Here is a 22,727-nt window from a genome sequence, read left to right on the forward strand (position 1 = left end):
CACGCCAATTATTCACGCGCCTTACCATGACAAAATTTGAGCAAATATTCGAACACATACTGACGCATTATCGCGGCCTATTCGCCACCGTTTTCCTGCTGCCTATTTCAGCAATCTATGGCCTGTACGCCGGCTTGCGCAATTGGCTGGCTTTTCGCCTGAACAGCGCGCCCAGCAAGCACGAGACCAGGGTAGCAGCCGTCATAAGGCAAATCGAGGACTGGAAAAGTCAAGGCGCGCAACAAAAGCTATGTACCGCAAGATCGGGCTGGAAAACCATGAGCGAGCTGGTCCCCAAATACAAGCTTTCTCATCGCAAGATCGATGTCGGCCTTTACGACATCCTCGAAATCGACGAACGGCGGCAAATCGTCCGTGTGGAGCCCTTGGCGACCATGGGCCAGATTTCGCGCGATCTGATCTCCCGCGGCTGGACCCTGCCCGTGGTGCCCGAGCTGGATAGCTTGACGGTTGGCGGCTTGATCATGGGATTTGGGGTGGAGACCAGCAGCCATAAATACGGCCTGTTTCAAAATATCTGCCTGTCTTTTGACATCGTCACGGCGGAAGGCAAGCAGTTAACGTGCAGCCCTTCGGAAAATGCCGATTTGTTCTACCAGATCCCATGGAGCCATGGCACCTTGGGCTTTCTGGTCGCCGCCGAATTGAAAATCATACCGGTGAAAAAATACGTGCGGATTCATTATCAACCGGTCTACAGCCTGGATGACATGGTCGACCTGTTCGAGCAGGCATCCCGCGATACCGAAAACCATGATTTCGTGGAAGGGCTGGTTTATGGCCGCGACCAGGCCGTCATCATGACCGGCCTCTTTGTCGATGGCGTGGCGTCTGATGGGGCTTTGAATGCCATAGGCCGCTGGTATAAACCCTGGTTTTACAAGCATGTCCAAACCTACCTGGCGCAAAGAAAAGAGGGCGTCGAATATCTGCCGGTACGGCATTATTTCCACCGGCATACCCGCGGTTACTTTTGGGCCATGGAAGAAATCATTTCTTTCGGTAATCATCCGCTTTTCAGGGCCTTACTGGGCTGGGCCTTGCCACCACGCATCGAATTGTTGAAATACACCGAAACCGAGACCACCCGGCGGCTGCGGGAAAAGTTTCATGTGGTGCAGGATATGCTGGTGCCTATCCGCTATCTGAAAAAGTCCCTGGCGTATTTCGACGAGCATTTCCAGCTCTATCCCCTATGGCTTTCCCCGATGGCGATCAAGGATAATGGCGGAAGGCACGGTTTCGTTCACCCATTCATCAGCAAAGAAGGCACAATGGACGAGCTGTATGTGGACATTGGCGCCTACGGTACGCCGGCCAAGGCTGGATTCGATAATGCCGTCGCCCTTCCAGCGCTGGAAAAATTCGTCATCGAACATTCGGGTTACCAGGCCTTGTACGCGAGGACTTTCATGTCCAGAGAGGACTTCAGGACCATGTTCGATCATACAAATTACGACCTGTTACGGGAAAGACTGCCCTATTGCCGGCAAGCCTTCGATGAGGTATATGACAAGGTTTCTACAAAAGGCCGCTGCTCCCCGGTCGAGATGCGGAAGCTGGAAAAGGCGGGTTGAATACTGCTGGGCATGAACATAGAAACATTTGGCCCATAGGGGTCGGGTTCTGCAAATTACCAAGATCGAGTAAGACTACGATGAACACCGAAAACACCGTTTCAGCGCACAAAGAACCACCCAAAATGCCTGGCGCGTGGCCGCTATTGGGGCACATGCTCGAATTCGGCAAAAATCCTTTTGCCTACATGACGAAGCTTAGAAATTCGCTGGGCGAAATCGGCGAATTTCGCATGTTTCATCAAAAAATGGTCTTGCTGACCGGCCCCGAAGCGAATGAGGCTTTTTTTCGCGCACCCGACGCTCAATTGGATCAAAGCCAGGCCTACAAGATCATGACGCCCATTTTCGGCAAGGGCGTGGTATTCGATGCGCCGCCGCATAAAAAAGACCAGCAATTAAAAATGCTGATGCCGGTGTTGCGTGACAAGCCGATGCGGGGCTATGCCCAAGTGATCGTGCAGGAAGTCGAACAGATGATTGCCGACTGGGGTGAGACCGGCGAAATCGATTTGCTGGAGTTCATGAAAGAACTCACCATTTACACCTCCAGCCACTGCCTGCTGGGCGATGAATTCCGTTACGAATTGAACGAAGAATTTGCCAAAATTTATCATGATCTTGAAAAAGGCGTGAATCCGCTGGCTTTCGTGTTTCCCTATTTGCCCCTGCCGGTGTTTCGCCGCCGCGACAAGGCCCGGGCCAGACTGCAGGCATTGGTCACCGGCATCATTGCCAAAAGGGCGCAGAAAGCGGAAAAAAGCGAAGACGCCTTTCAAATGCTGATAGATGCCCAATATGACGACGGCAGCCGTTTAACGCCCCATGAAATCACCGGCATGTTGATCGGCACCATCTTCGCCGGGCATCACACCACGGCGGGCACAGCCGCCTGGACCCTGCTGGAATTGGCCCGGAGGCCTGAATACATGCACGCGGTTCTGGCTGAATTGGACGCGCAGTTCGGCGTCGACGGCGAAGTCACCTTTCAAGCCTTGCGCGAAATCCCGCTACTGGAAAATGTGATCAAGGAAGTGCTGCGCCTGCATCCGCCCTTGATATTCCTGATTCGCAAGGTGATGCAGGATTTTCACTTCAAGGATTACACTGTCAAGGCCGGAAAATACGTGTGCGCCTCCCCGCGCGTATCGCATCGCATCGCCGAGGTTTTCCCGGAGCCGGAAAAGTTCGACCCGGATCGCTATTCGGATACGCGCCAGGAAGATGCCAAGCCCTTCAGCTGGATTGCGTTCGGCGGCGGCAAACACAAATGCAGTGGCAATGCCTTTGCGATGTTGCAACTCAAAGCCATTTTCAGCATCCTGCTACGCCGCTATACCTTCGAGCTGATCGACGCTGCGGATAATTATCAGGACGACTTCACCCAGATGGTGGTGCAGCCAGTCTCTCCTTGCCGCGTACGTTACCTCAAGCGCGTCGCCATTGAAGAAAGTGCTGGCGAGTCACTACGCAATGATAGCCAGGAAACCGCGCACGCAGGCCCCGGTTTTCGGATCATCATCGATAGGGAGCTGTGCCAGGGCCATGCCACCTGTATGGCGGAAGCCCCCGAGTTGTTCAAAGTGGACGCTGCCGGTAACTTGACCGTGTTACAAGAAAATCCGCCCCTGGATTTGCTGGCCAAAGCCAGGCAAGCCGAAAAATATTGCCCGAGCAAGGCAATCAAAATTGATCTGAATTAAAAACCCTAAGAGCGCAAGCATGACAGCATATCCCCGAGCAGAACTTGAAGAAATGGTTGAACGCTGGTTGCAAGCCAACCGCGACGCCGAACAGGAAGGCAACTGGGCCAAACATTTAGGCCCGCTGTATACGGACAATGCGGAATACCGCTGGAATATCGGCCCAAACGAAGAATTTGTCGCGAGCAACCGTAAAGAGATCGAAGAATGGGCTTTAGGGGTGCAAATGGAAGGTTTTGAAGCATGGCGCTACCCTTACCACCGCATTTTGATCGATGAAAAACAGGGCGAGGTCATAGGTTTATGGCGACAAGTGTCCCCGGCGCTCAGAGAAGACGGCAGCCATTATGAAGTGGCCGGCATAGGCGGTTCCTGGTTTCGTTATGGCGGCAACTATCAATGGGAATGGCAACGCGATTTTTTTGATTTGGGCAATGTGAAAGCCCTGTTTTTTGAACTGGCCGCCGATGGCAAGCTGGACCCTGCCGTCAAAAGAAAAATAGGCAAACTGGCCAAAGGGCAATTGCTCCCCGGCCATCGCCGCTTGCGCCAGCCGCCCAGTGCATGGCAAAAGTTCAAAGGCTTTATGGCCATGGTTCGGATTGCACTGTTTAATCGCTAGTCTGGAAGCTGGAATTGGCGATGGCCGGCTGGACGGCGTTGTTAATCAATAGTTATGCCGCTTTGCGCTGATTCGCGCGGAAAACACCAATAAAACCAAGTCTCTGTTGAACCACCAACCCCACCCGATAAAAGATTTATGCTGCATGTAAACCCAAGCTGGAAAAACTGGCAACTGCTGACTGATAAAGGCCGGCAAATCTGGGCATTCAAGCCCCGCTCAAATAATATCAATGAGCATTTACAAAATGCCGATGATATTACAGACCAGGAAATCGCCCAGTTTGCCGTGGATTTTCAGTTTGAAAAAGCCATCAATCCGAATTCCGGCGACAAGGTCTTCAGGAACGCCGCCATCAATGCCAAGTTCAAGGCATTCGCCGGCCAGATGCCGCAGGCGGACAACCCCGCACAGCAAAAAGTCATAGCTTCGCTGGTCAAGGGCATGAACTATTTCGCGTGTTTGCAAAGCGAAGACGGGCATTGGCCCGGTGACTACGGCGGTCCGTTATTCCTGTTGCCCGGCCTGTTGATCGCGTCCTATCTTGCCGATACGCCGTTTCCCAAAGCACACCGGGAAATGATGCAGCTTTATTTATTCAATCACCAAAACCAGGACGCCGGGTGGGGCATGCATATCGAAGGCGAATCGACCATGTTCGGCACCGTCATGCAATATGTGTCCTTGCGCCTTCTGGGTGTCGACAAAGATCATCCGCAACTGGCAAAAGCCCGGACCTGGATCAAGGACAATGGCGGCGCCACCGGCATTCCGTCCTGGGGAAAATTTTATCTGGCCGTGTTGAACTGTTATGACTGGCAGGGTTTCAACAGCCTGTTTCCGGAAATGTGGTTATTCCCCAAATGGCTGCCGGTGCATCCCTGGCGTTACTGGTGCCACAGCCGCATGGTGTATCTGCCGATGGCTTATTGCTATGCCGAGCGCATTAAGGCGCCTGAAAATGAGCTGATCTTGTCGTTGAGAGAAGAAATCTACAGCGAAGATTTCGCCGCCATTGATTGGCCCAAACAGCGCAATGCGGTGTGTGAAAAAGACTGCTACACCACGCCGTCACCGGTATTGAAGTGGATGAATTTCTTCACCAATAACTACGAAAAATTCAAATGCGCCTGGTTGCGGAAAAAGTCCACGGACTACATTTTGAGCTATCTGAATGCCGAGGATGAGCAAACCGACTACATCAACATAGGCCCGGTCAATCAGGCCATCAATTCGATTTGTATCTGGCATGCCTACGGCAAGGATTCAATCCAGTTCAAAAAACATGTCGAGCGCTGGTATGACTATTTGTGGGTTGCCGAAGACGGCATGAAAATGAACGGCTACAACGGCTCACAGCTTTGGGATACGGCCTTTGCCAGCCGCGCCATGCTGGAAAGCGACCTGGGCAAACTGTTTCCGGAAACGATTGCCAAAAGCTACCGGTTTATCGAGCTGTCGCAAATCAGAACCGAACACGCGACTCATGCCGAGTTTTTCCGCCATCCGATGATAGGCAGCTGGCCGTTTTCGACGGCGGAAAACGGCTGGCCGGTGGCGGATTGCACCGCTGAAGGCTTGAGCGCCACCTTGGCCATTCACCACTCGGGGCTGGTTGAACCCGCGATCGATGAGCAGCGCATCAAGCAGGCCGTCGACGTGATTCTGTCGTATCAAAATACCGATGGCGGCTGGGCGACCTACGAACTGACCCGCGCGCCGAAATGGCTGGAAAAACTCAATCCATCGGAGGTCTTCGCCGACATCATGATCGATTATTCCTGGACCGAATGCACGGCCGCTTGCGTGATTTCCTTACTGGAAATTCAGGACATTTATCCTGACTTCAAAAACATGGAGATTCGTAAAGCCATTAGCGCGGGACTCGACTTCATTGTTAAACAACAAAAAGCGGATGGCTCCTGGTATGGCGGCTGGGCGGTCTGTTTCACCTACGCCACCTGGTTTGGGGTGGAAGCGCTCAGCCGGGCAAAAGGCAAAGGCTATTATGATGACAGAATCATTACGGACAGCATGAATAAAGCCTGTACGTTTTTGCTGGCCAAGCAAAAAGCCGATGGCGGCTGGGGCGAAACGTTCAAGTCCTGTTCGACCCTGGTCTACAGCGAAGCCAAGTCCTCGCAAGTCGTCAATACCGCCTGGGCCTTGCTGGCATTGATGACGGCGGATTTTCCTGATAAAACTGTCATCGAAAAGGGTGTTAATCTGCTACTAAGCCGACAAACCGAACTCGGCGATTGGCCGCAAGAAAATATTTCAGGTGTTTTTAATTATAACTGCATGATTACCTATGCCAATTATAGGAATATATTCCCCCTCTGGTCATTGAGTCGGTACTATAGCCGTTATGTTAGAAATGCAGTTTAAAATATGTACATCAAATCGCGCATTATGAAATCAGAGTTCGATATTTGCATTATCGGCGCAGGCATGGCGGGTGCCACCATTGCGGCTTATCTGGCCCCCAAGGGCATTAGAATTGCTTTGATAGATCATTCCTACGAAGAAAAAAAACGTATCGTAGGCGAATTACTGCAGCCTGGCGCCGTGTTGTCGCTCGAGCAAATGGGCCTCAAGCATTTACTGACAGGATTCGAGGCACAGACCGTCGACGGATACGCGCTGCTACAAAACGACGAAAAAACCACCATTTCGTATCCTTCTCCGTACAAGGGCATGGGCTTGCACAATGGCCAGTTTTTACAACGCATCCGCGCATCCGCCTTGCAGAATGCCACGGTCACGCAAATACAAGGCAAGGCTTTGCATCTGCTGGAAAATGAACGGAATGAAATCATCGGCGTTAGCTACCGGGAATCGCTGACGTCCCAAATCAAATCGATTCACGCACCCTTGACCATTACCAGCGACGGCTTCTTTTCGAATTTTAGAGAGGACCTGACCAATAACGAAAAGACCGTGACGTCTTATTTTATCGGCCTGATCCTGAAAGACTGCGAAATGCCTTTTCCAAGGCATGGCCATGTGTTTTTATCCGGGCCGACCCCTTTCATTTGTTATCCGATTTCCGATAACGAAGTCCGGCTATTAATCGATTTTCCCGGCAATCAAATGCCTAGAAAGCAGTTTTTGCAAGCGCACTTGGATGTCAATGTGACGCCGTACATTCCCTCGAGCATGCTTGCCAGTTACCAGCAAGCCTTGCAGGAAGGGGGATTCAAGGTCATGCCGAACCACTACATGGCGGCAAAACCCATCATCCGTAAAGGCGCGGTGATGTTGGGTGATGCGCTTAACATGCGCCACCCATTGACCGGCGGCGGCCTGACCGCGGTATTCTCCGACATCCAGATCTTGAGCAACCATTTATTATCCATGCCCAATTTCGATAACACCGATTTGATACACGAAAAAATCGAAGCCTATTACCGCGACAGGCAAAACGCCAATGCCAACCTCAATATACTGGCCAACGCGTTGTACGCGGTGATGTCCAACGATTTGCTCAAATCGGCCGTATTCAAATACCTGCAACGCGGCGGAGCAAACGCGCAGGAATCGATTGCTTTTTTGGCCGGGCTTAACAAGAAACATTATTCCTTGATCAAACAATTCTGTTTTTTGGTGGTATTCGGCGCCGGCAATTTGCTACGTCATAGTATTTTGAATGTTCCCAAAGCGATAAAGCTACTGGCGGATGCATTTACCATCATCAAGCCCTTGATAAAAAACGAGCTTCCGTTAGCAGTACTTTTTAATGCGCCACTCGAAAAAATAAAATTCCTAGCTCACGCCGGTTATGGCTCGAGGCGGCAGGGATGTGATGTTTAACCGCATTTTTCGATCGAGATGATTACGCCATCCATCAGCAGAAGATAGCGCAAGCAACGATACTCCGCCCTTTTCAAGCGCTAGAGTGGATCATGATAACGCTTGCTCAAACCACTGCCCCCAACCGCCGACCCCATCACCCTTCATGAACATAGCTCTACGTACCGCTAAAATCGCCGAATTTTGCGCTCGAAATCCGTGGCTGATATTGGGAACAGCCTTGATGCTGTCACTACTGGCCGGTTGGGCAACGCTGCAATTGCCGATTCACACGTCGCGTCAGGCCTTGCTGCCACAAAACACTGAAGTGACGCAGCGATTCAACGCGTTCCTGAAAAACTTCGGCGCGGCATCCGATCTGATGGTGGTTCTGGAAGGGGCGCCACGGGAGGAATTGGAAGCCTTTGCCGACCAACTCGCCGTCAAATTGCGGCAAGAACCCGAGATCGGGCAAGCGACCTCCCGTCTGGACATGACATTCTTCCTGGATCACGCTTATCTGTTGTTACCTCCAGACGGCCTGGACAAGTTGGCACAACTGGCGAAGCAACCCATCCTCCCGAGCGGTGGACTCGAAGCCAACCTGAGCCGGGCGTTGGCCTGGAGCAAAGACCATCCTTCGTTGGGCGGAACCGAAACTGATCTACAAACCGCTGAAGCCAGCCTGAACCTGACGTTATTTTTACTGGACGAATGGCAGCGCTGGTTGTCCGCCGAAACGCTTCCCGCCAGTCTGGACTGGAATAGGCTGCTCGCAAGCCATGGTGCAAGCGGCATGTCCGACGGCTACTTTGCCTCGCACGATGGCCGCATGCTGTTCTTGTTCGTGCATCCGAAAAATCCTTCGGGCGATTTCCAAAGCCTGGGACCCTTCGTCGACAAGGTCAAACTGGTTGCCTCGGCCTTGGCCGAACAAGCCAAAATCGCCGGACGCGTCCCGCCTACCCTGGGTCTGACTGGCCTGCCCGCGATCGAGTACGAGGAATACGTCAACATTCAAAAGGACGTCAGGATGGTGACAATCACCTCCGCCGGCCTGGTCGCCGCCTTGATCCTGCTGGTTGTCAGGAGCCTGCGTTGGGCCGTGCTGATTTTCCTGCCCATGGGCTTGGGCGTGCTGTGGAGTTTGGGTCTTGCCCTGATTAGCGTCGGTCACCTGACCATCATCACCGCTACCTTGATCGCGATTATGTTCGGCCTGGGGGCGGATTACGGCATCTTCACCTCATCCCGCATCGCCGAAGAGCGAAGACTGGGCAAGCCGTTGGTGGAAGCCATCGGCATCGGCATCGGCTCATCCTTCATTCCGGTGCTGACGGCAGGCGGCGCCTCGCTGTTGATCTTTGGCGCGTTGATTAGCGTGGACTTTCCGGGCTTTGCCGAACTGGGCATGGTCGCGGCCACGGGTGTACTGATGGTCTTGCTCAGCACATGGTTGGTGCAACCGGCGCTTTACGCCTTGCTGCCGCCAAAATTGAAAGCCCTGCCCGCGCCAGCTGGAAATCCCCCGCCGCGTGCTCGCAACTCGAGACAGGCCGGACGCCCCAAGCCAATCGTATTGATTCTCACCATAAGCATCGCGATTGCTTGCGCAGTTTTCGGCGGTCTGAAAGGACTGGCCATTCCGTTCGACTACGACGTGCTGGCGATGTTGCCGGTGGATTCCCAGGCCGCCTATTATCAACGCCGCATGGTGGCGGAAAGCGACTACCAGTCCGAGGTCATCATTTTCACCGCCAAGGACATGACCGAAGCCAGACGTATTCATGACGAGGCGGGCAAATTCAAGACGATTGCCCAAGTGCAATCGCCAACCCAGCTGTTTCCCATTGACGCCGACGAACGACTCGGCAAGGCCGTCGACATTGGCGATTCTTTCGCCCGGACAGACTATCTCAATCAGGTGGCCGAACTTTCCGCCGCGGGCTTGTCGGCAAAATCGTATACGTCATTGCAGGCGCTATTGGAAAACGCTCCTGCCATTCTGGACGAAGCCCAGGAGCAGGCCTTCTCTGCCGGCCATGCCTCGTTGGTCGAAAGTTTGGAGAAAATCCGCGAACGCCTGTCGAGCATCTCCGAAAAGCTCGCCGCCGATGGCGAACAAGGCCGGCTGCGTAGCGAAAGTTTCTTGCGCGCCTTGCTATCTGGCGCGGATGCCGGACTCAAAGTCATCGACGGTTGGCAGCAGGCTAAATCCCTTACCCCTGAACAGTTGCCGCCGGCCCTGCGTGACCGTTTCTTTGCCGCTGACGGCAGTATCGCTGTCTATGCCTTCCCGGCAAAAACCGTGTACGATCCGGATAATCTGGCCGCGTTGATACAAGATGTCTATAGCATATCGCCAGAGGCGACCGGCTTTCCGACCACTCACCAGGCGTTTTCCAAAGCAGTCGTCGACGGCTTCACCCGCGGAACGCAGCTGGCCTTGGCGCTATGCCTGCTCTGGATCATGCTGGTGACGCGCAGCATGCGTGGTTTTACGCTGGCCGCGCTGCCCTTGCTGGTGGGAGGCGGCTGGATGCTGGGACTGATGGCACTGAGCGGCATTCAGTATAATTACGCCAACATCGTGGCATTGCCCTTGGTGATCGCGCTGGCAGTGGATTATGGCGTCTGGTTCAGTTACCGCTGGAACGAATTGAAAAATCTGAGCCCCCTGCAAGTCAGTCTGACTGCCGGCAAGGCCATTGGCCTGGCTGCCGGCACAACCCTGGCCGGCCTGGGAGCCATCACGCTGGCCAGCTACCGGGGCGTGTCCTCTCTGGGCTTGGGCATCACCATAGGATTATTGTGCTGCCTGGCCGCAACCTTTTTCGTGGCTCCGGCCATCGGACAATTACTGGATTCGAAGAGAAAACCCTGATGCGAAAAACTTACCTGCTCATTCTTGCCTGCTTGCTACCCACCTACGTGGCAACCGCCGCGCCCAATCCCGAAACGATCGTGGTGTGCTACCCCGGCGCCGCCGTCAATGTCAAAGATGCCAACGGAGCGATGACCTCGATGCTGAGGGTGGTCGAACGCGTCGGCGAATGGCAGGAAAACAGCTTCAACAGCCTTTTCACGACCAAAACCGACGAATGCCGGAAACAAATAGCCGAGCAAAATCCAAGGTTCGCCATCACCTCGTTGGGCCTCTATTTGGAATTGCGCAACCAATACAATTGGCAGCCGGTGGTACAACCCAAGATCAAAGGCCGCACCAGCGAGCGCTACCGGTTAATGGTCCAGAAGGATCAGTATCGGAGTCTGGACGAGTTGAAAGGAAAGAGCCTGGGCGGTACGGTATTGGAAGAGCCGGCCTTCATCGGCAAGATAGTCTTTGCCGGCAGGTACGATCCCTCGAATTTCTTCGCGCTAAAAAACTCCAATCAGGCCATCCGGGCTTTGCGTGCGCTGGACAAAGGCGAACTGGATGCGGTCATGTTGAACGAGCAACAATTCGGTGCCTTGGACTCGCTGCATTTGCAGACGCCTCTGGTAGCTCTCTTCACATCCGAGGAAATCCCGTTGATGGGCGTGGTGGCCAATAGCGCCATGACGACGGCGGAAGAGAGGGCTCGTTTCGGCAAGGCCCTGGAAGGCATGTGCACCGATGCGGAGGGCAAAAAATTATGCGACCTGTTCGGCGTGGAATCCTTCGTCGGCGCGGATCAGACGGTATTCGAGCCCATGATCAAGCTGTGGACGGAAGGGAATTAAGGCTTTGCGGATATTACCCATCCTTTCGGCGGTCCCGATGATACTCGTTCTGACGAGCTGCGCCGGCCTACACCAAGACCAGGTCCGGTTCGATCGCCTGACCGACTGTCCTCAACAAACCGCCGCAGACCTGATGGCGCAAGCGCATGAAATCGGTTCGTCCAGCGAAAACCTAGTCCTGGAATGCGCACTGACCGTCCTTCGCGATACCGCGGATGCAGCGGCGATTCGTAGTGCGCTCGGCGGTCGTATCGCCCTGCTTCTGGCTGAACGCGAAGTCAACCCCGAAAAACGCGAGAAGCTGGCCGCCGAAGGTGTTCGCTTTGCCGAAGCGGCTTTGGCGCATGGCGGGAATGAAGACGGCGCGGTGCACTATTATCTGGCAGCCAACCTGGGTTTGGCGGTGCGTGAACATCTCACGCTGGCCGTGGAAAACCTCGATCGGCTGGAAAACGGGATGAAACGGGCGCTAGCACTATCGCCGGCGATTGACCATGGCGGCCCGCTTCGTCTATTGGGAGCACTCTATCTGCAAGCCCCGCCATGGCCCCAAGGCATAGGCGACCTGGACAAGGCCTTGGAATTGCTGAAAAAGGCGGTCGCGGACTACCCCGAACATCCGATCAATCGCTTATTCTATGCGCAGGCGCTTTGGCACGACGGCAGTGACGCCAGCATGGACCAAGCAAGAGCCGAATTTGCCATGGGGAAAAAGCTATTGGCCGAGGGACAGTGGGGCTACAGCAAGGCCGCCTGGGAAAAAGAGTTCGCGGCATTTGCCCAGGAATTTATGGAAACCGACTGAGCGATGGTATCGTGCAGCCGCCGACGATTGCATCCGTCCCCTTTGGTTTTCTAAGTCAATCCGCAAAGCCGAACCATGGCTGGCCGAACTCTCCAAGGCGGTTGCAGAGCGAGCCACCTCGACCCGTCTGCAAAAACCGGTAGGCGCTGCGACTACTGGCCTTCTTCGCTTTCATCCTCCTCTTTGCTAATCTCTTCCAGCGCCAGCTTATCCAGCAAGCCTCCGGCTTTCGGGGCGGTGGCCGAGCCCAGTCCTTCGCTGAGATTGATCTTTAATTTCAGGTTGTTGGGCGAGTCGGAGTTGCGCAGGGCTTCTTCCAATGAAATGACGCCGCTTTTGTAAAGCTTCAGCAAATGGCTGTCGAAGGTCTGCATGCCGATATTCTCGGATTTTTCCATGGCCTCCTTGATCGCGTGCACCTCGCCTTTCTGGATCAAATCGCTGACCAGTTTGGTGCCCAGCAAAATTTCGATCGCCGCGACACGCTTGCCATCGACGGTTGGCACCAGGCGCTGTGAAACGAAGGCTTGCAGATTCAGCGACAAATCCAACAGCAATTGATTGCGGCGCTCCTCCGGAAAGAAATTGATGATTCGATCCAAGGCCTGGTTGGCGTTGTTGGCGTGCAAGGTCGACAGGCACAAATGGCCGGTTTCGGCGAAGGCCAGGGCATGTTCCATGGTTTCCTGACTGCGAATCTCGCCGATCAAAATCACGTCCGGTGCCTGGCGCAGGGTGTTTTTCAACGCATCCTCGTAACTCAAGGTATCGACGCCGACTTCGCGCTGGTTGACCAGTGATTTTTTATGCGGATGCACGTATTCGATCGGGTCTTCGATCGTAATGATGTGCCCGGACGAGTTGCTGTTGCGATGGTCGATCAAGGCCGCCAGCGAGGTGGATTTGCCGGAACCCGTGCCGCCGACGAACAGAATCAGTCCGCGTTTTTCCATGATCTTGTCTTTCAGTATCTGCGGCAAACCGAGTACATCGGCATTGGGAATGTCGACCTTGATGTTACGTATCACCAAAGCATAGGAGTTGCGCTGCTTGAAAATATTGACCCGAAAACGGCCGATGCCGGGCTCGGAAATGGCCAGATTCATTTCCGGTACATGTTCGAAGCTGCTGCGCTGATCGTTGTCCATAATGGCGTTGGCGATTTCTTTCAGGCGCTCGTTGGTCAACTTGATGTTTTCTATAGGCTTCAAGGTGCCTTGGAATTTGGCGGCGGGTGGCGCTCCGTTGGTCAAATAAAGGTCGGAACCGTCGTGCTGCACCAATATTTTCAGATAATCTTTGAATTCCATGGACAAATGCGGGTATGAGTGAAAGTTACTTCAAGTTTAGAGGAATCGCTCGCCAAGTTGAAGCCGGTAAAGCCGAGCGGCAATGACGTATAATAGAATGTTTTATCTAAAGTACGTGTGTTTTTGCAGTTATGAATCAACAACGAAAAGCGGTGGCGCTGATTTCCGGCGGCCTTGATTCCATGCTGGCGACCAAGGCCATCCTGGAGCAAGGTATCCATGTCGAGGGTATCAATTTTTTTACCGGATTTTGTGTCGAGGGTCACACTCACGCCATCCGCAAACAGGATTCGGACAAACCCAAACGCAACAATTCGTTGTGGGTGGCCGAGCAACTGGGCATCAAACTGCATATCATCGACATCATCGAAGAATACAAACAAGTGCTGTTGAATCCCAAGCACGGCTATGGCGCCAATATGAACCCGTGTCTGGACTGCAAGATTTTCATGGTCAACAAGGCCAAGCAATGGATGCGGGAAAACGGCTTCGATTTCATCATTACCGGCGAAGTGGTCGGCCAACGGCCGATGTCGCAACGCAAGCAGACCATGCCCATCGTCGCCGCCGAATCCGGCGCCGACGATTTATTGGTTCGGCCCCTGTCCGCGCAGAACTTGCCGGCCACGCTGCCGGAACGGGAAGGCTGGATCAGCCGCGACAAAATGTTCGGCTTCAGTGGCCGATCGCGCAAACCGCAAATGGCATTGGCCAAGCAATTCGGCTTCAGCGATTATGCACAGCCGGCTGGCGGTTGCTGTTTCCTGACCGACGAAGCTTATTCATTGAAGTTGGTCGATTTGTGGAAAGCCCGTGGCAAACGGGATTACGATCTGGACGACGTGATGCTGCTCAAGGTGGGCCGCCATATTCGCCCCAAGCCGCATTTCAAGATCATCGTCGCCCGCGAGGACGGCGAAGCGCGCTTCATGAGCGGCTATAAAAAAGATTTCATGAGCATGAATTGCGCCAGTCACCGCGGCCCATTGGCGCTGATCGACGGCACGCCTAGCGAAGACGACCTGTTATTGGCCGGCCAGATCACCGCCCGCTACGGCCAAGGTCGCGACGCGGAAAAGGTGGAAGTGACCATTCGCGACCGCGAGGGGCATGAACGCAATATTTTCGTCAAACCCTTGCCGGCCGATCAAATTCCGCAGGAGTGGTTCGTATGAACAGAGACGACCAACAGGACAGTAGGGAGGGCGGACGATTGCCTGGAACCATCTCCACGACCTTGAACGCCCGGCGCCTATTGTGCCCACTGCCGGTCATTCGCACCCAGGACAAAGTCAAGACACTAAAATCGGGCGACGTGCTGACCGTGGAATGCACCGATCCGGGCGTCATGCAGGACATTCCGGCCTGGTGTCGGATCAATGGACACAAGGTTTTGGAAACGCGCGCCGAAAATGGCGAATATGTGATTGTTTTGGAAGTGGTTTAATTTAGTTTTATCGAGGAGTTGGCATGGCAGTAGGACAATGTGATTTCCCGACGATGCATCCCGTCAAAGGCATCAAACTCGGCACCTGTAACGCCGGTATCAAACAAACCGTGCGCGACGACATTCTGGTCATCGAAATGGCGGAGAACGGCAGCTGTGCGGCCGTATTCACGCAAAATGCCTTTTGCGCGGCGCCGGTCATAATCGCTCGCGAACATTTGGCATTGGAACCACGCTGGTTATTGGTCAACTCCGGCAATGCCAATGCCGGCACCGGCAAGCAAGGCTTGCAGGATGCCTTTGCCAGTTGCGCGGCCTTGGCAATGCAAGTGGAGGGAATCGCGCAACACGTCTTGCCGTTCTCCACCGGCGTGATCGGCGAGCCTCTGCCGGTCGCCAAGTTGACCGCCGCATTGCCCAAGGCTGTCGCCAACTTACAGGAAAACCATTGGGACCAGGCAGCCCGCGCCATCATGACCACCGACACCTTTGCCAAAGGAGCATCGGTGGTGATAGACCTCGACGGCCATCCCGTCACGATCACAGGCATTTCAAAAGGCGCCGGCATGATACAACCCAACATGGCTACCATGCTCGGCTTCATCGCCACCGATGCCCGCATCGAACAGACCTTGCTGCAGCAATGCCTGTCAAACGCGGCCGAGCAGTCCTTCAACCGCATCACCGTCGACGGCGACACTTCGACCAACGACGCTTGCGTGTTGTTGGCCAGCGGCCGTAGCGAGGCATCGGAAATTTTGCCTAACAGCCCGCAGTACGCTGCTTTTGCCGCCGCCGTTACTCAGGTTTGCAAGCGTCTGGCGGAATTGATCATCCGCGATGGCGAGGGAGCCACCAAGCTGATGCGCATCGTCGTCGAACAGGCACGAACTGGCGCGGAAGCGCTACAAGTGGCCAAAACCATCGCCCATTCGCCCTTGGTCAAAACGGCGTTTTTCGCCAGCGATCCCAATTGGGGCCGCATCCTGGCCGCAGTAGGCCGCGCCGGCGTCGAGGATATGGAGCTGGAAAAGATCGAAATCTATTTGGGTAACGTCTGCATCGTCGAAAATGGCGGCCGTTCTCCCGGCTATACCGAGCAGGATGGCCAACGCGTGATGAATCAGGAGGAAATCAGCGTGACCGTGCGCCTGGCTCGTGGCAACGCCCGTGAAGAAGTGCTGACCTGCGATTTCTCTTACGACTACGTCAAAATCAACGCCGAATACCGCACTTGAATGGCAAGCTCAGGAGCACTCCATGTTGCGGTCGGCGTGGTGCGCGATAGCGATGGCAACATTTTGATAACCCAGCGCGCCAAGCATGCCCACCAAGGCGGTTTATGGGAGTTTCCCGGCGGCAAACTGGAACACGGCGAAGAAGTCTTAGCCGCCTTACGCCGCGAGCTGCGCGAGGAAGTGGGAATTTTGATCGATGGCGCCTCGCCGCTGATCAAAATCCACCACCACTATCCCGATCTGGAGGTGCTGCTGGACGTCTGGCGCGTTGACCATTTTTCTGACCAGGCTTGCGCCTGCGAAGGTCAAGCCATGCGCTGGGTAGCCTCTGAAGACTTGAACCGCTATGAATTTCCGGCGGCGAATCGCCCCATCATCGCCGCAGCGCAATTACCGGATCGTTATGCAATTCTGGAGGGCCGGAGCGTGGATCAGGTGCTTGCCAACTTGAGCAAGATCATTGGCAATGGAGTGCGCTTGTTGCAACTGCGGGTCAAATCGCTGCCAGCTTCGGAAATCCTTACGGTATATGCAACGGTTTTTGCCGAATGCCAACGTCATGGCGTCAAGTTATTGCTGAACTCGGATCTACCTCTGTTTCAAGCCGAGGCCGATGGCATCCATCTGAGTAGCCACGCGCTGATGATGGCCAACCAGCGGCCGGAAGAATACGCTTGGGTGGCCGCTTCCTGTCACGACTTCAAGGAATTGAAACATGCACAAAACATAGGGGTCGATTTCGCGGTATTGGCGCCGATTTTACCGACCCCTACTCATCCCGATGCCACACCGCTAGGCTGGGATGTCATGGCTGAACTGATCGAGCAGGTGAATCTGCCTGTGTTCGCGCTGGGAGGACTGAAAATCGAGGATATTCAGCGAGTCTTGCAGGCTGGCGGGCAAGGCATAGCCGGGATCAGCGCCTTTCTCTAACCGGCGAAACCATCGCCTTCGGGGTTGTCGGACTCGGTAATGGTATGCGCGGGTTCTCCCGGAATCTTGTGAGCCTCCGTCGCCCAGTCACCTAAATCGATCAATTTGCAACGCTGACTGCAAAACGGCTTGTAACGTTGCTCTGCCACCCAGGGCACCGGTTTTTTACAGGTTGGGCAAGTGACCGTGATGATAGCTTGCTTATTCATCAGACTGCGCAGCGCGCCAAGGTAAAGGGAATGTCTTCGTGGGTTTGCGACGGCCGGTTTTCGTCGGTGGACGGCTGCATGAAGCGGATGCTGAATCTATGCTTGCCGCCGCTGATTTCGGCGAAGCAATGTATCGATGCCGGTACGCAGACTCTTATCAACTGCACCGGATGGGCTTTGTCGAGCGCCAGTTGAAAAAAACCGGCCTGCGCGATTTCTTGTTTGGGTACGCTGCTTTGCCGGATGAAGCCCAGTATCAAATCGATCGCAATCCGGATATCGGCGAAGGGTTGCGTCCAGCCTTCCAGGTCTTTTTGCTGTTGGGCTTGGTCCTGCTCCAGCCAGTAGTGAAAGGCCGGCAAGTCGAAGGAACAACTGCCACCTGGAATCGCGCTACGCTGGGCAATGCTCTGGAACAAACCGCTTTCCATCACGCTAGCGCCTACTTTGCCGCTGCTGTTATACAAATTGCGGCTTGCCTGTCCTAGTTCGGCCAGAATTTCCTGGAGTTTTTTATTGTCGACTGCGTCACTATTGCTCAGTTGGGCCAGCACTTTCGCGTGTCTGTCCAATTCCTTGATCAATTCGGACTTCAGATCGCTACGGCTGAATATGGTCAGTATGTCCAGCAGCGAGCTGATCGCCGCGCGCTTGTCAAACACCGAACTACCGGCCATGAAATGGTCGAGCTGATGGAATAATTGTTCCAGGCGCATAAACACCCGAATTCGTTCATTTAGCGGGAATTCGTAGGTCGTTTGTGTATTCAAGCCGATGTGTTCCTAGCGTTGGCTAAAAAAAGGTACGAATTGTGCAGACTTTTCACCCGTTCTGCAAGGCTTGCCGGAGTCGCCGAATTATCGATGACATCGTCGGCAGCCGCCAGGCGCTGTTGCCTGCTTGCCTGAGTTGCGATGATCGCTTCGGCCTGTTCCCGGCTGATCTGGTCGCGGTTGAGCACGCGCTGCAATTGAGTCTCTACCGGGCAATCGACGACCAGCACCCTGTCGACAGCATAACGTTTGCCCGTTTCCAACAACAACGGAATGGCGATGATGCCATAAGGACTTCGCAAATGCTGGACCGCTCTGTCGATTTCGGCATAAATCAAGGGATGCATGATCGCGTCCAGTTGCTGTTTGAGCCGGGCATCGGCAAATACCCGCCGCCTTAGTTCGGCGCGATGCAAAGCCCCACCTGCGTCGAGAATGTCCTGGCCAAAGGTTTCCGCCAGCTTGCGCAACGCGGGCTGCCCCGGTTGCACCACTTGTCTGGCAATGACATCCGCATCGACAATCGGAACGCCCAGTTCGGCAAACAGCTTGCAGACCGTCGATTTACCGCTGCCAATGCCGCCGGTTAAGCCGATTTTCAGCATGCGTCACAGCCCAACACTATCCAAGTACAGACGATTGATGGCGTCGCCCCAGATCAGCGCCAGCCAACCCGCAGTTGCCAAATAAGGGCCAAATGGAATCGGCTGGCCGGCATCGCACCGCCTGAATACGATCATCGCGATACCGATCACCGCGCCAACCAAGGATGACAAGATAATGATCAACGGCAGGTAATGCCAGCCCATCCAGGCGCCGAGCATGGCCAGCAATTTGAAATCGCCATAACCCATGCCCTCCTTGCCGGTCAGCAGCTTAAACAGATGATAGACGCTCCAAAGACTCAAATAACCGGCCACGGCGCCAACGATGCTAGCATGGCTGTCCGTATAAATGGAAAACAGGCTCAGAAACAAGCCCAGCCAGAGCATCGGCAACGTGATGGAATCCGGCAACAATTGATGATCGATGTCGATGAAGCTCAACGCGATAAGGCTCCACGTCAATACCAAACCGAACAGCAGAGCCAGTCCATAACCGAAATGCCAGGCCACCAATGCCGAGCATATCGCGGTAAAGGCTTCGATCAGCGGATAGCGCGGAGAAATCGGGGTGGCGCACTGCGCGCATTTTCCGCGCAGCCACAAATAACTGAATACCGGAATGTTTTGATAGGGTTTGATCTCGGTTTTGCAAACCGGGCAACGCGATCCAGGCCACAGCAAATTAAAGGCTTCCGTCTGTTCTTCCGCCGGCAATTCCAGATACTCCAGACAATCGCGGCGCCAGCCGCGCTGCATCATGACCGGTAACCGGTAAATGACTACATTCAAGAAGCTGCCGACCAACAGCCCCAATACGAAGATCAAACCGATCAAAAAAGCAGGTGATTGCTGGAGGATAGTCAGTAGCATGGAATGGTTCGAAAAGGAAGTTGAGATGAAAAAATGCCCGCTAATGGCGGGCACTCTAGCGCAATGCGTGAAAAATCACCCGACTGCCGCGCCCAGTTTGAAGATAGGCAAATACATCGCGACGATCAGGCCGCCCACCAGCACCCCCAGGATGGCCATGATGATGGGTTCCATCAAGCTGCTGAGGTTGTCGACCAGGTTATCCACTTCCTCTTCAAAAAAATCGGCCACCTTGTCCAGCATGCTGTCGATAGAACCCGATTCTTCGCCGATAGCGACCATTTGAATCACCATGTTGGGAAACAGGCCGGTTTGCGTCATCGAAAATTGCAATTGTTGACCGGTAGCGACATCGTCACGCATTTTCATGACGCCATCGTAGAAAATGATATTGCCGCAGGCGCCCGCTACGGATGCCAATGCCTCGACCAAGGGTACGCCCGCCGCTGACATCGTGGACAGCGTCCGGGCGAAACGCGCGATCGCGGATTTTTCCAGAATCATGCCGACCACGGGAATTTTTAATAAGGTTCGATCCAGAAAATGATTGAACGGGCGCGAGCGCTTTTGGAAATAACTGAAGGTATAGATGGTAACGCCGATGACACCGACTACGGCCCACCACCATTCCTGTACCCATTCCGAAAGACCAATGACGAATTTGGTGAACGCTGGCAAATCGGCGCCGAAACTTTGGAATAACTCCTCGAATACCGGCACCACAAAAATCAACAAAATGGCCGTGACGATAAAGGCTACCACCAGCACCGCAATCGGGTAGGTGAGGGCTTTTTTGACTTTTTTCTTGATGGATTCTGTTTTTTCCTTGTAGGTGGCGATCTTGTCCAGCAAGCCTTCCAGTACGCCGGCTTGCTCGCCCGCGTTGACCAAGTTACAGAACAAGTCGTCAAAGTAAAGCGGCCGCTTGCCCAAGGCTTGCGCCAGGGTATCGCCACCTTCGATGTCGGCCTTGATCGCCAGCAACATCTCGGACATGCTGGCGTTGTCGTGTCCCTTGCCTATGATGTCGAAAGACTGCACCAAGGGCACGCCGGCCTCCAGCATGGTGGCCAATTGCCGAGCGAATACCGCGATGTCGCCGGTCGTGATCTTTTGCACTTTGGCGCCAAACAAGGGCTTGGGTTTGGGCTTGATCTTGACCACCCGGATGCCCATCTTTCGTAGCTCGCTACGGGCAATAGCCTCGCTCTTGGCGCTGATGAGGCCGTTGGTTTTTTTGGCCTGCTTATCGACTCCTTCCCAGAGGAAATCGATTTGATCTTCTTGTGGTTTAGCCATGCTTTATTCCTTGGTGACGCGGTCGATTTCTTCCAGCGAAGTAATGCCCTGTTTGACTTTCAGCAACCCCGAAGCCCTGAGATCGTTGATACCTTCTTGTTTAGCCAGCTCGGCCATTTGCATGGCGTTGCCGCCTTCTAAAATCAGCGCACGCATTTTTTCAGTAATGGGCAACACTTGATAAATCCCCACCCGACCTTTATAGCCATTATTGCAATGTTCGCAACCCACTGGTTCGTACATCGTGAAACTACCAATGTCCTCTTTGCCAAACCCGGCCGACAGCAACACATTGTCGGGAAAATTAACTTCTTTCTTGCAATGTTCGCATAAGCGCCTCGCCAGACGTTGTGCCATGATTAACAAAACCGCCGATACGATATTGAATGGCTCTATCCCCATTTGCACCAAACGATTGATCGTTTGCGGCGCGTCGTTGGTATGCAGGGTGGATAACACCAGGTGACCGGTTTGCGCCGCCTTGACGGCGATGCTGGCGGTTTCCAGATCCCGAATCTCGCCGACCATGATCACGTCCGGGTCTTGCCGCAAGAATGCCCTCAAGGCTTCGGCGAAGGTCAGGCCCGCCTTGGGGTTGACGTTGACCTGATTGATGCCTTCGACGGTGATCTCGACCGGGTCTTCTGCGGTAGAGATATTGCGCTCTATGCTGTTCAACAGATTCAGGCCGGTGTACAACGATACGGTCTTACCGCTACCGGTTGGTCCTGTTACCAATACCATGCCATAGGGTTTGTGGATCGCATCCAGAAAGTATTTTTGTTGTACCGGTTCGAAACCCAGCTTTTCGATGCCGATCTGCGCACTGGTCGGGTCGAGTATCCGCAGCACCACTTTTTCGCCAAACAGCGTAGGGCAGGTGTTGACCCGGAAATCGATGGCTCGGTTTTTTGAAAGTTGCATCTTGATCCGGCCATCTTGCGGAACGCGGCGTTCGGCGATGTCCATTTTTGACATGACCTTGAGTCGAGAGATGATACGACTGGCAATGCCTACCGGAGGACTCGCCACCTCGGACAGAATGCCGTCGGCGCGGAACCGGATACGGAATTTTTTCTCAAAAGGCTCAAGATGGATATCCGAGACACCTTTTTTAATGGAATCCAGCAAGATTTTATTCACGAAACGCACGATGGGCGCGTCGTCGACATCGGAACTGACGTCCTCGGTCGGCCTTTCGTCTCCCGCCGAAATATTGATGTTCTCCAGATCCTCGTCCAGCAAACTGACCATGGAGGTATCCGCGGCCTCTAATGCCACTTCGATGGTCTTGGTCAGCTTTTCATCTTCAACTAGAACGTTTTCGGTATTCAGTCGAGTATGAAATTTTATTTCGTCCAGTGCCTGAAAGTTGGTCGGGTCGGACGTGGCGATAAACAGGCGGTTGCCGCGCTTGAACAGCGGCAAGGCATGATGCTGGCGAATCAGCTTTTCGCTGACCAGCTTGATCGGTATCATGCTCAAGTCGACTGCATCCAGATCCAGCATGGGCACGCCAAATTCGGCCGACGCCAACTCCGCAATGGTCCGGCTGTCGGCGTATTTGTTGTTGACCAGATACGTCACGAAGGGCTGTTTATTTTTTTGCGCCTCTTGCACCGCGGATGCGGCAATTTCCTCGGTAAGCAAACCTTGCTGGATCAGGCATTTGGTCAAGCCACTAAAGTGGATGTTAGAAGGTGCTGTCGCCATGTGAAGTGATTTCTTTTAGTTGTGCTGCAACTATAGATGAATTAAGTATTTTGTCCATAGCCGGCCCTGCGCGTCAACGCACCGATA

At 54.1% G+C, this 22,727-nt stretch carries 19 protein-coding genes; 12 read left to right on the forward strand and 7 right to left on the reverse strand.

What is annotated here, in order from left to right; translation table 11 throughout:
* The first annotated feature begins 26 nt into the window (after window positions 1-26).
* The 8 genes from NM686_RS21160 (at window position 27) to bstC (ending at window position 12,243) form a co-directional block, all read left to right on the forward strand.
* Window positions 27-1,598, forward strand: coding sequence for an FAD-binding oxidoreductase (locus NM686_RS21160; RefSeq protein ID WP_255189787.1), 1,572 nt, complete (start codon window positions 27-29; stop codon window positions 1,596-1,598).
* 80 nt (window positions 1,599-1,678) lie between these two features.
* Window positions 1,679-3,301, forward strand: coding sequence for a cytochrome P450 (locus NM686_RS21165; RefSeq protein WP_255189788.1), 1,623 nt, complete (start codon window positions 1,679-1,681; stop codon window positions 3,299-3,301).
* A gap of 19 nt (window positions 3,302-3,320) precedes the next feature.
* Window positions 3,321-3,923 (forward strand): hypothetical protein, encoded by a 603-nt coding sequence (locus tag NM686_RS21170; RefSeq protein ID WP_255189789.1) that lies wholly within the window; start codon window positions 3,321-3,323, stop codon window positions 3,921-3,923.
* A gap of 138 nt (window positions 3,924-4,061) precedes the next feature.
* Window positions 4,062-6,311, forward strand: coding sequence for a terpene cyclase/mutase family protein (locus NM686_RS21175; RefSeq protein WP_255189790.1), 2,250 nt, complete (start codon window positions 4,062-4,064; stop codon window positions 6,309-6,311).
* A 3-nt stretch (window positions 6,312-6,314) separates the two neighbouring features.
* Window positions 6,315-7,736 carry an FAD-dependent monooxygenase gene (locus NM686_RS21180; protein WP_269022061.1) on the forward strand — a complete coding sequence of 474 codons (1,422 nt, stop codon included), beginning with the start codon at window positions 6,315-6,317 and terminating at the stop codon, window positions 7,734-7,736.
* Window positions 7,737-7,881: 145 nt separating this feature from the next.
* Complete coding sequence (bstA, locus tag NM686_RS21185; RefSeq protein ID WP_255189792.1) at window positions 7,882-10,599, forward strand: sterol transporter cytoplasmic membrane protein BstA; 2,718 nt, start codon at window positions 7,882-7,884, stop codon at window positions 10,597-10,599.
* Entirely contained in the window at window positions 10,599-11,438 is an 840-nt protein-coding gene (bstB, locus tag NM686_RS21190; RefSeq protein WP_255189793.1) for a sterol transporter periplasmic substrate-binding protein BstB, read from the forward strand. The genes bstA and bstB overlap by 1 nt, the downstream gene beginning before the upstream one ends.
* A 37-nt stretch (window positions 11,439-11,475) precedes the next feature.
* The gene (bstC, locus tag NM686_RS21195; protein ID WP_255189794.1) at window positions 11,476-12,243 is read left to right on the forward strand and encodes a sterol transporter outer membrane protein BstC; all 768 of its coding nucleotides are present in this window, start codon (window positions 11,476-11,478) and stop codon (window positions 12,241-12,243) included.
* Window positions 12,244-12,395: 152 nt separating this feature from the next.
* On the opposite strand, the gene NM686_RS21200 is transcribed toward bstC, so the two are convergent.
* Window positions 12,396-13,553, reverse strand: a complete 1,158-nt coding sequence (locus tag NM686_RS21200; protein ID WP_255189795.1) for a PilT/PilU family type 4a pilus ATPase — start codon at window positions 13,551-13,553, stop codon at window positions 12,396-12,398.
* 131 nt (window positions 13,554-13,684) lie between these two features.
* Here NM686_RS21200 and NM686_RS21205 point away from each other — a divergent pair, with 131 nt between their 5' ends.
* Genes NM686_RS21205 through NM686_RS21220 form a run of 4 tightly spaced genes read left to right on the forward strand, consistent with a single transcriptional unit; the run spans window position 13,685 to window position 17,171 of the window.
* The gene (locus tag NM686_RS21205; RefSeq protein ID WP_255189796.1) at window positions 13,685-14,728 is read left to right on the forward strand and encodes a hypothetical protein; all 1,044 of its coding nucleotides are present in this window, start codon (window positions 13,685-13,687) and stop codon (window positions 14,726-14,728) included.
* Window positions 14,725-15,000 (forward strand): sulfurtransferase TusA family protein, encoded by a 276-nt coding sequence (locus NM686_RS21210; RefSeq protein WP_255189797.1) that lies wholly within the window; start codon window positions 14,725-14,727, stop codon window positions 14,998-15,000. Before NM686_RS21205 ends, NM686_RS21210 begins: the two co-directional genes overlap by 4 nt.
* A 23-nt stretch (window positions 15,001-15,023) precedes the next feature.
* A complete protein-coding gene (gene argJ, locus NM686_RS21215) occupies window positions 15,024-16,238 on the forward strand; it encodes a bifunctional glutamate N-acetyltransferase/amino-acid acetyltransferase ArgJ (RefSeq protein WP_255189798.1) in 1,215 nt (404 codons plus the stop codon).
* Entirely contained in the window at window positions 16,239-17,171 is a 933-nt protein-coding gene (locus NM686_RS21220) for a Nudix family hydrolase (protein ID WP_255189799.1), read from the forward strand.
* Here NM686_RS21220 and yacG read toward each other — a convergent pair.
* The 6 genes from yacG to pilB all read right to left on the reverse strand — a co-directional run bounded on the left by yacG (window position 17,168) and on the right by pilB (window position 22,640).
* A complete protein-coding gene (gene yacG, locus NM686_RS21225) occupies window positions 17,168-17,380 on the reverse strand; it encodes a DNA gyrase inhibitor YacG (RefSeq protein WP_255189800.1) in 213 nt (70 codons plus the stop codon). The two genes, NM686_RS21220 and yacG, sit on opposite strands and share 4 nt — an antisense overlap.
* On the reverse strand, window positions 17,380-18,150 hold the full coding sequence (gene zapD, locus NM686_RS21230) for a cell division protein ZapD (protein ID WP_255189801.1): 771 nt from the start codon (window positions 18,148-18,150) through the stop codon (window positions 17,380-17,382). Before zapD ends, yacG begins: the two co-directional genes overlap by 1 nt.
* The gene (gene coaE / locus NM686_RS21235) at window positions 18,147-18,758 is read right to left on the reverse strand and encodes a dephospho-CoA kinase (RefSeq protein WP_255189802.1); all 612 of its coding nucleotides are present in this window, start codon (window positions 18,756-18,758) and stop codon (window positions 18,147-18,149) included. The genes zapD and coaE overlap by 4 nt, the downstream gene beginning before the upstream one ends.
* Before the next feature lie 3 nt (window positions 18,759-18,761).
* On the reverse strand, window positions 18,762-19,628 hold the full coding sequence (locus tag NM686_RS21240; protein ID WP_255189803.1) for a prepilin peptidase: 867 nt from the start codon (window positions 19,626-19,628) through the stop codon (window positions 18,762-18,764).
* 75 nt (window positions 19,629-19,703) lie between these two features.
* A complete protein-coding gene (locus tag NM686_RS21245; RefSeq protein ID WP_255189804.1) occupies window positions 19,704-20,927 on the reverse strand; it encodes a type II secretion system F family protein in 1,224 nt (407 codons plus the stop codon).
* 3 nt (window positions 20,928-20,930) lie between these two features.
* Window positions 20,931-22,640, reverse strand: coding sequence for a type IV-A pilus assembly ATPase PilB (pilB, locus tag NM686_RS21250; protein ID WP_255189805.1), 1,710 nt, complete (start codon window positions 22,638-22,640; stop codon window positions 20,931-20,933).
* Between the last annotated feature and the right edge of the window lie 87 nt (window positions 22,641-22,727).

Origin of the sequence: Methylomonas rapida (assembly GCF_024360925.2) — a bacterium.
GTDB lineage: Bacteria > Pseudomonadota > Gammaproteobacteria > Methylococcales > Methylomonadaceae > Methylomonas > Methylomonas rapida.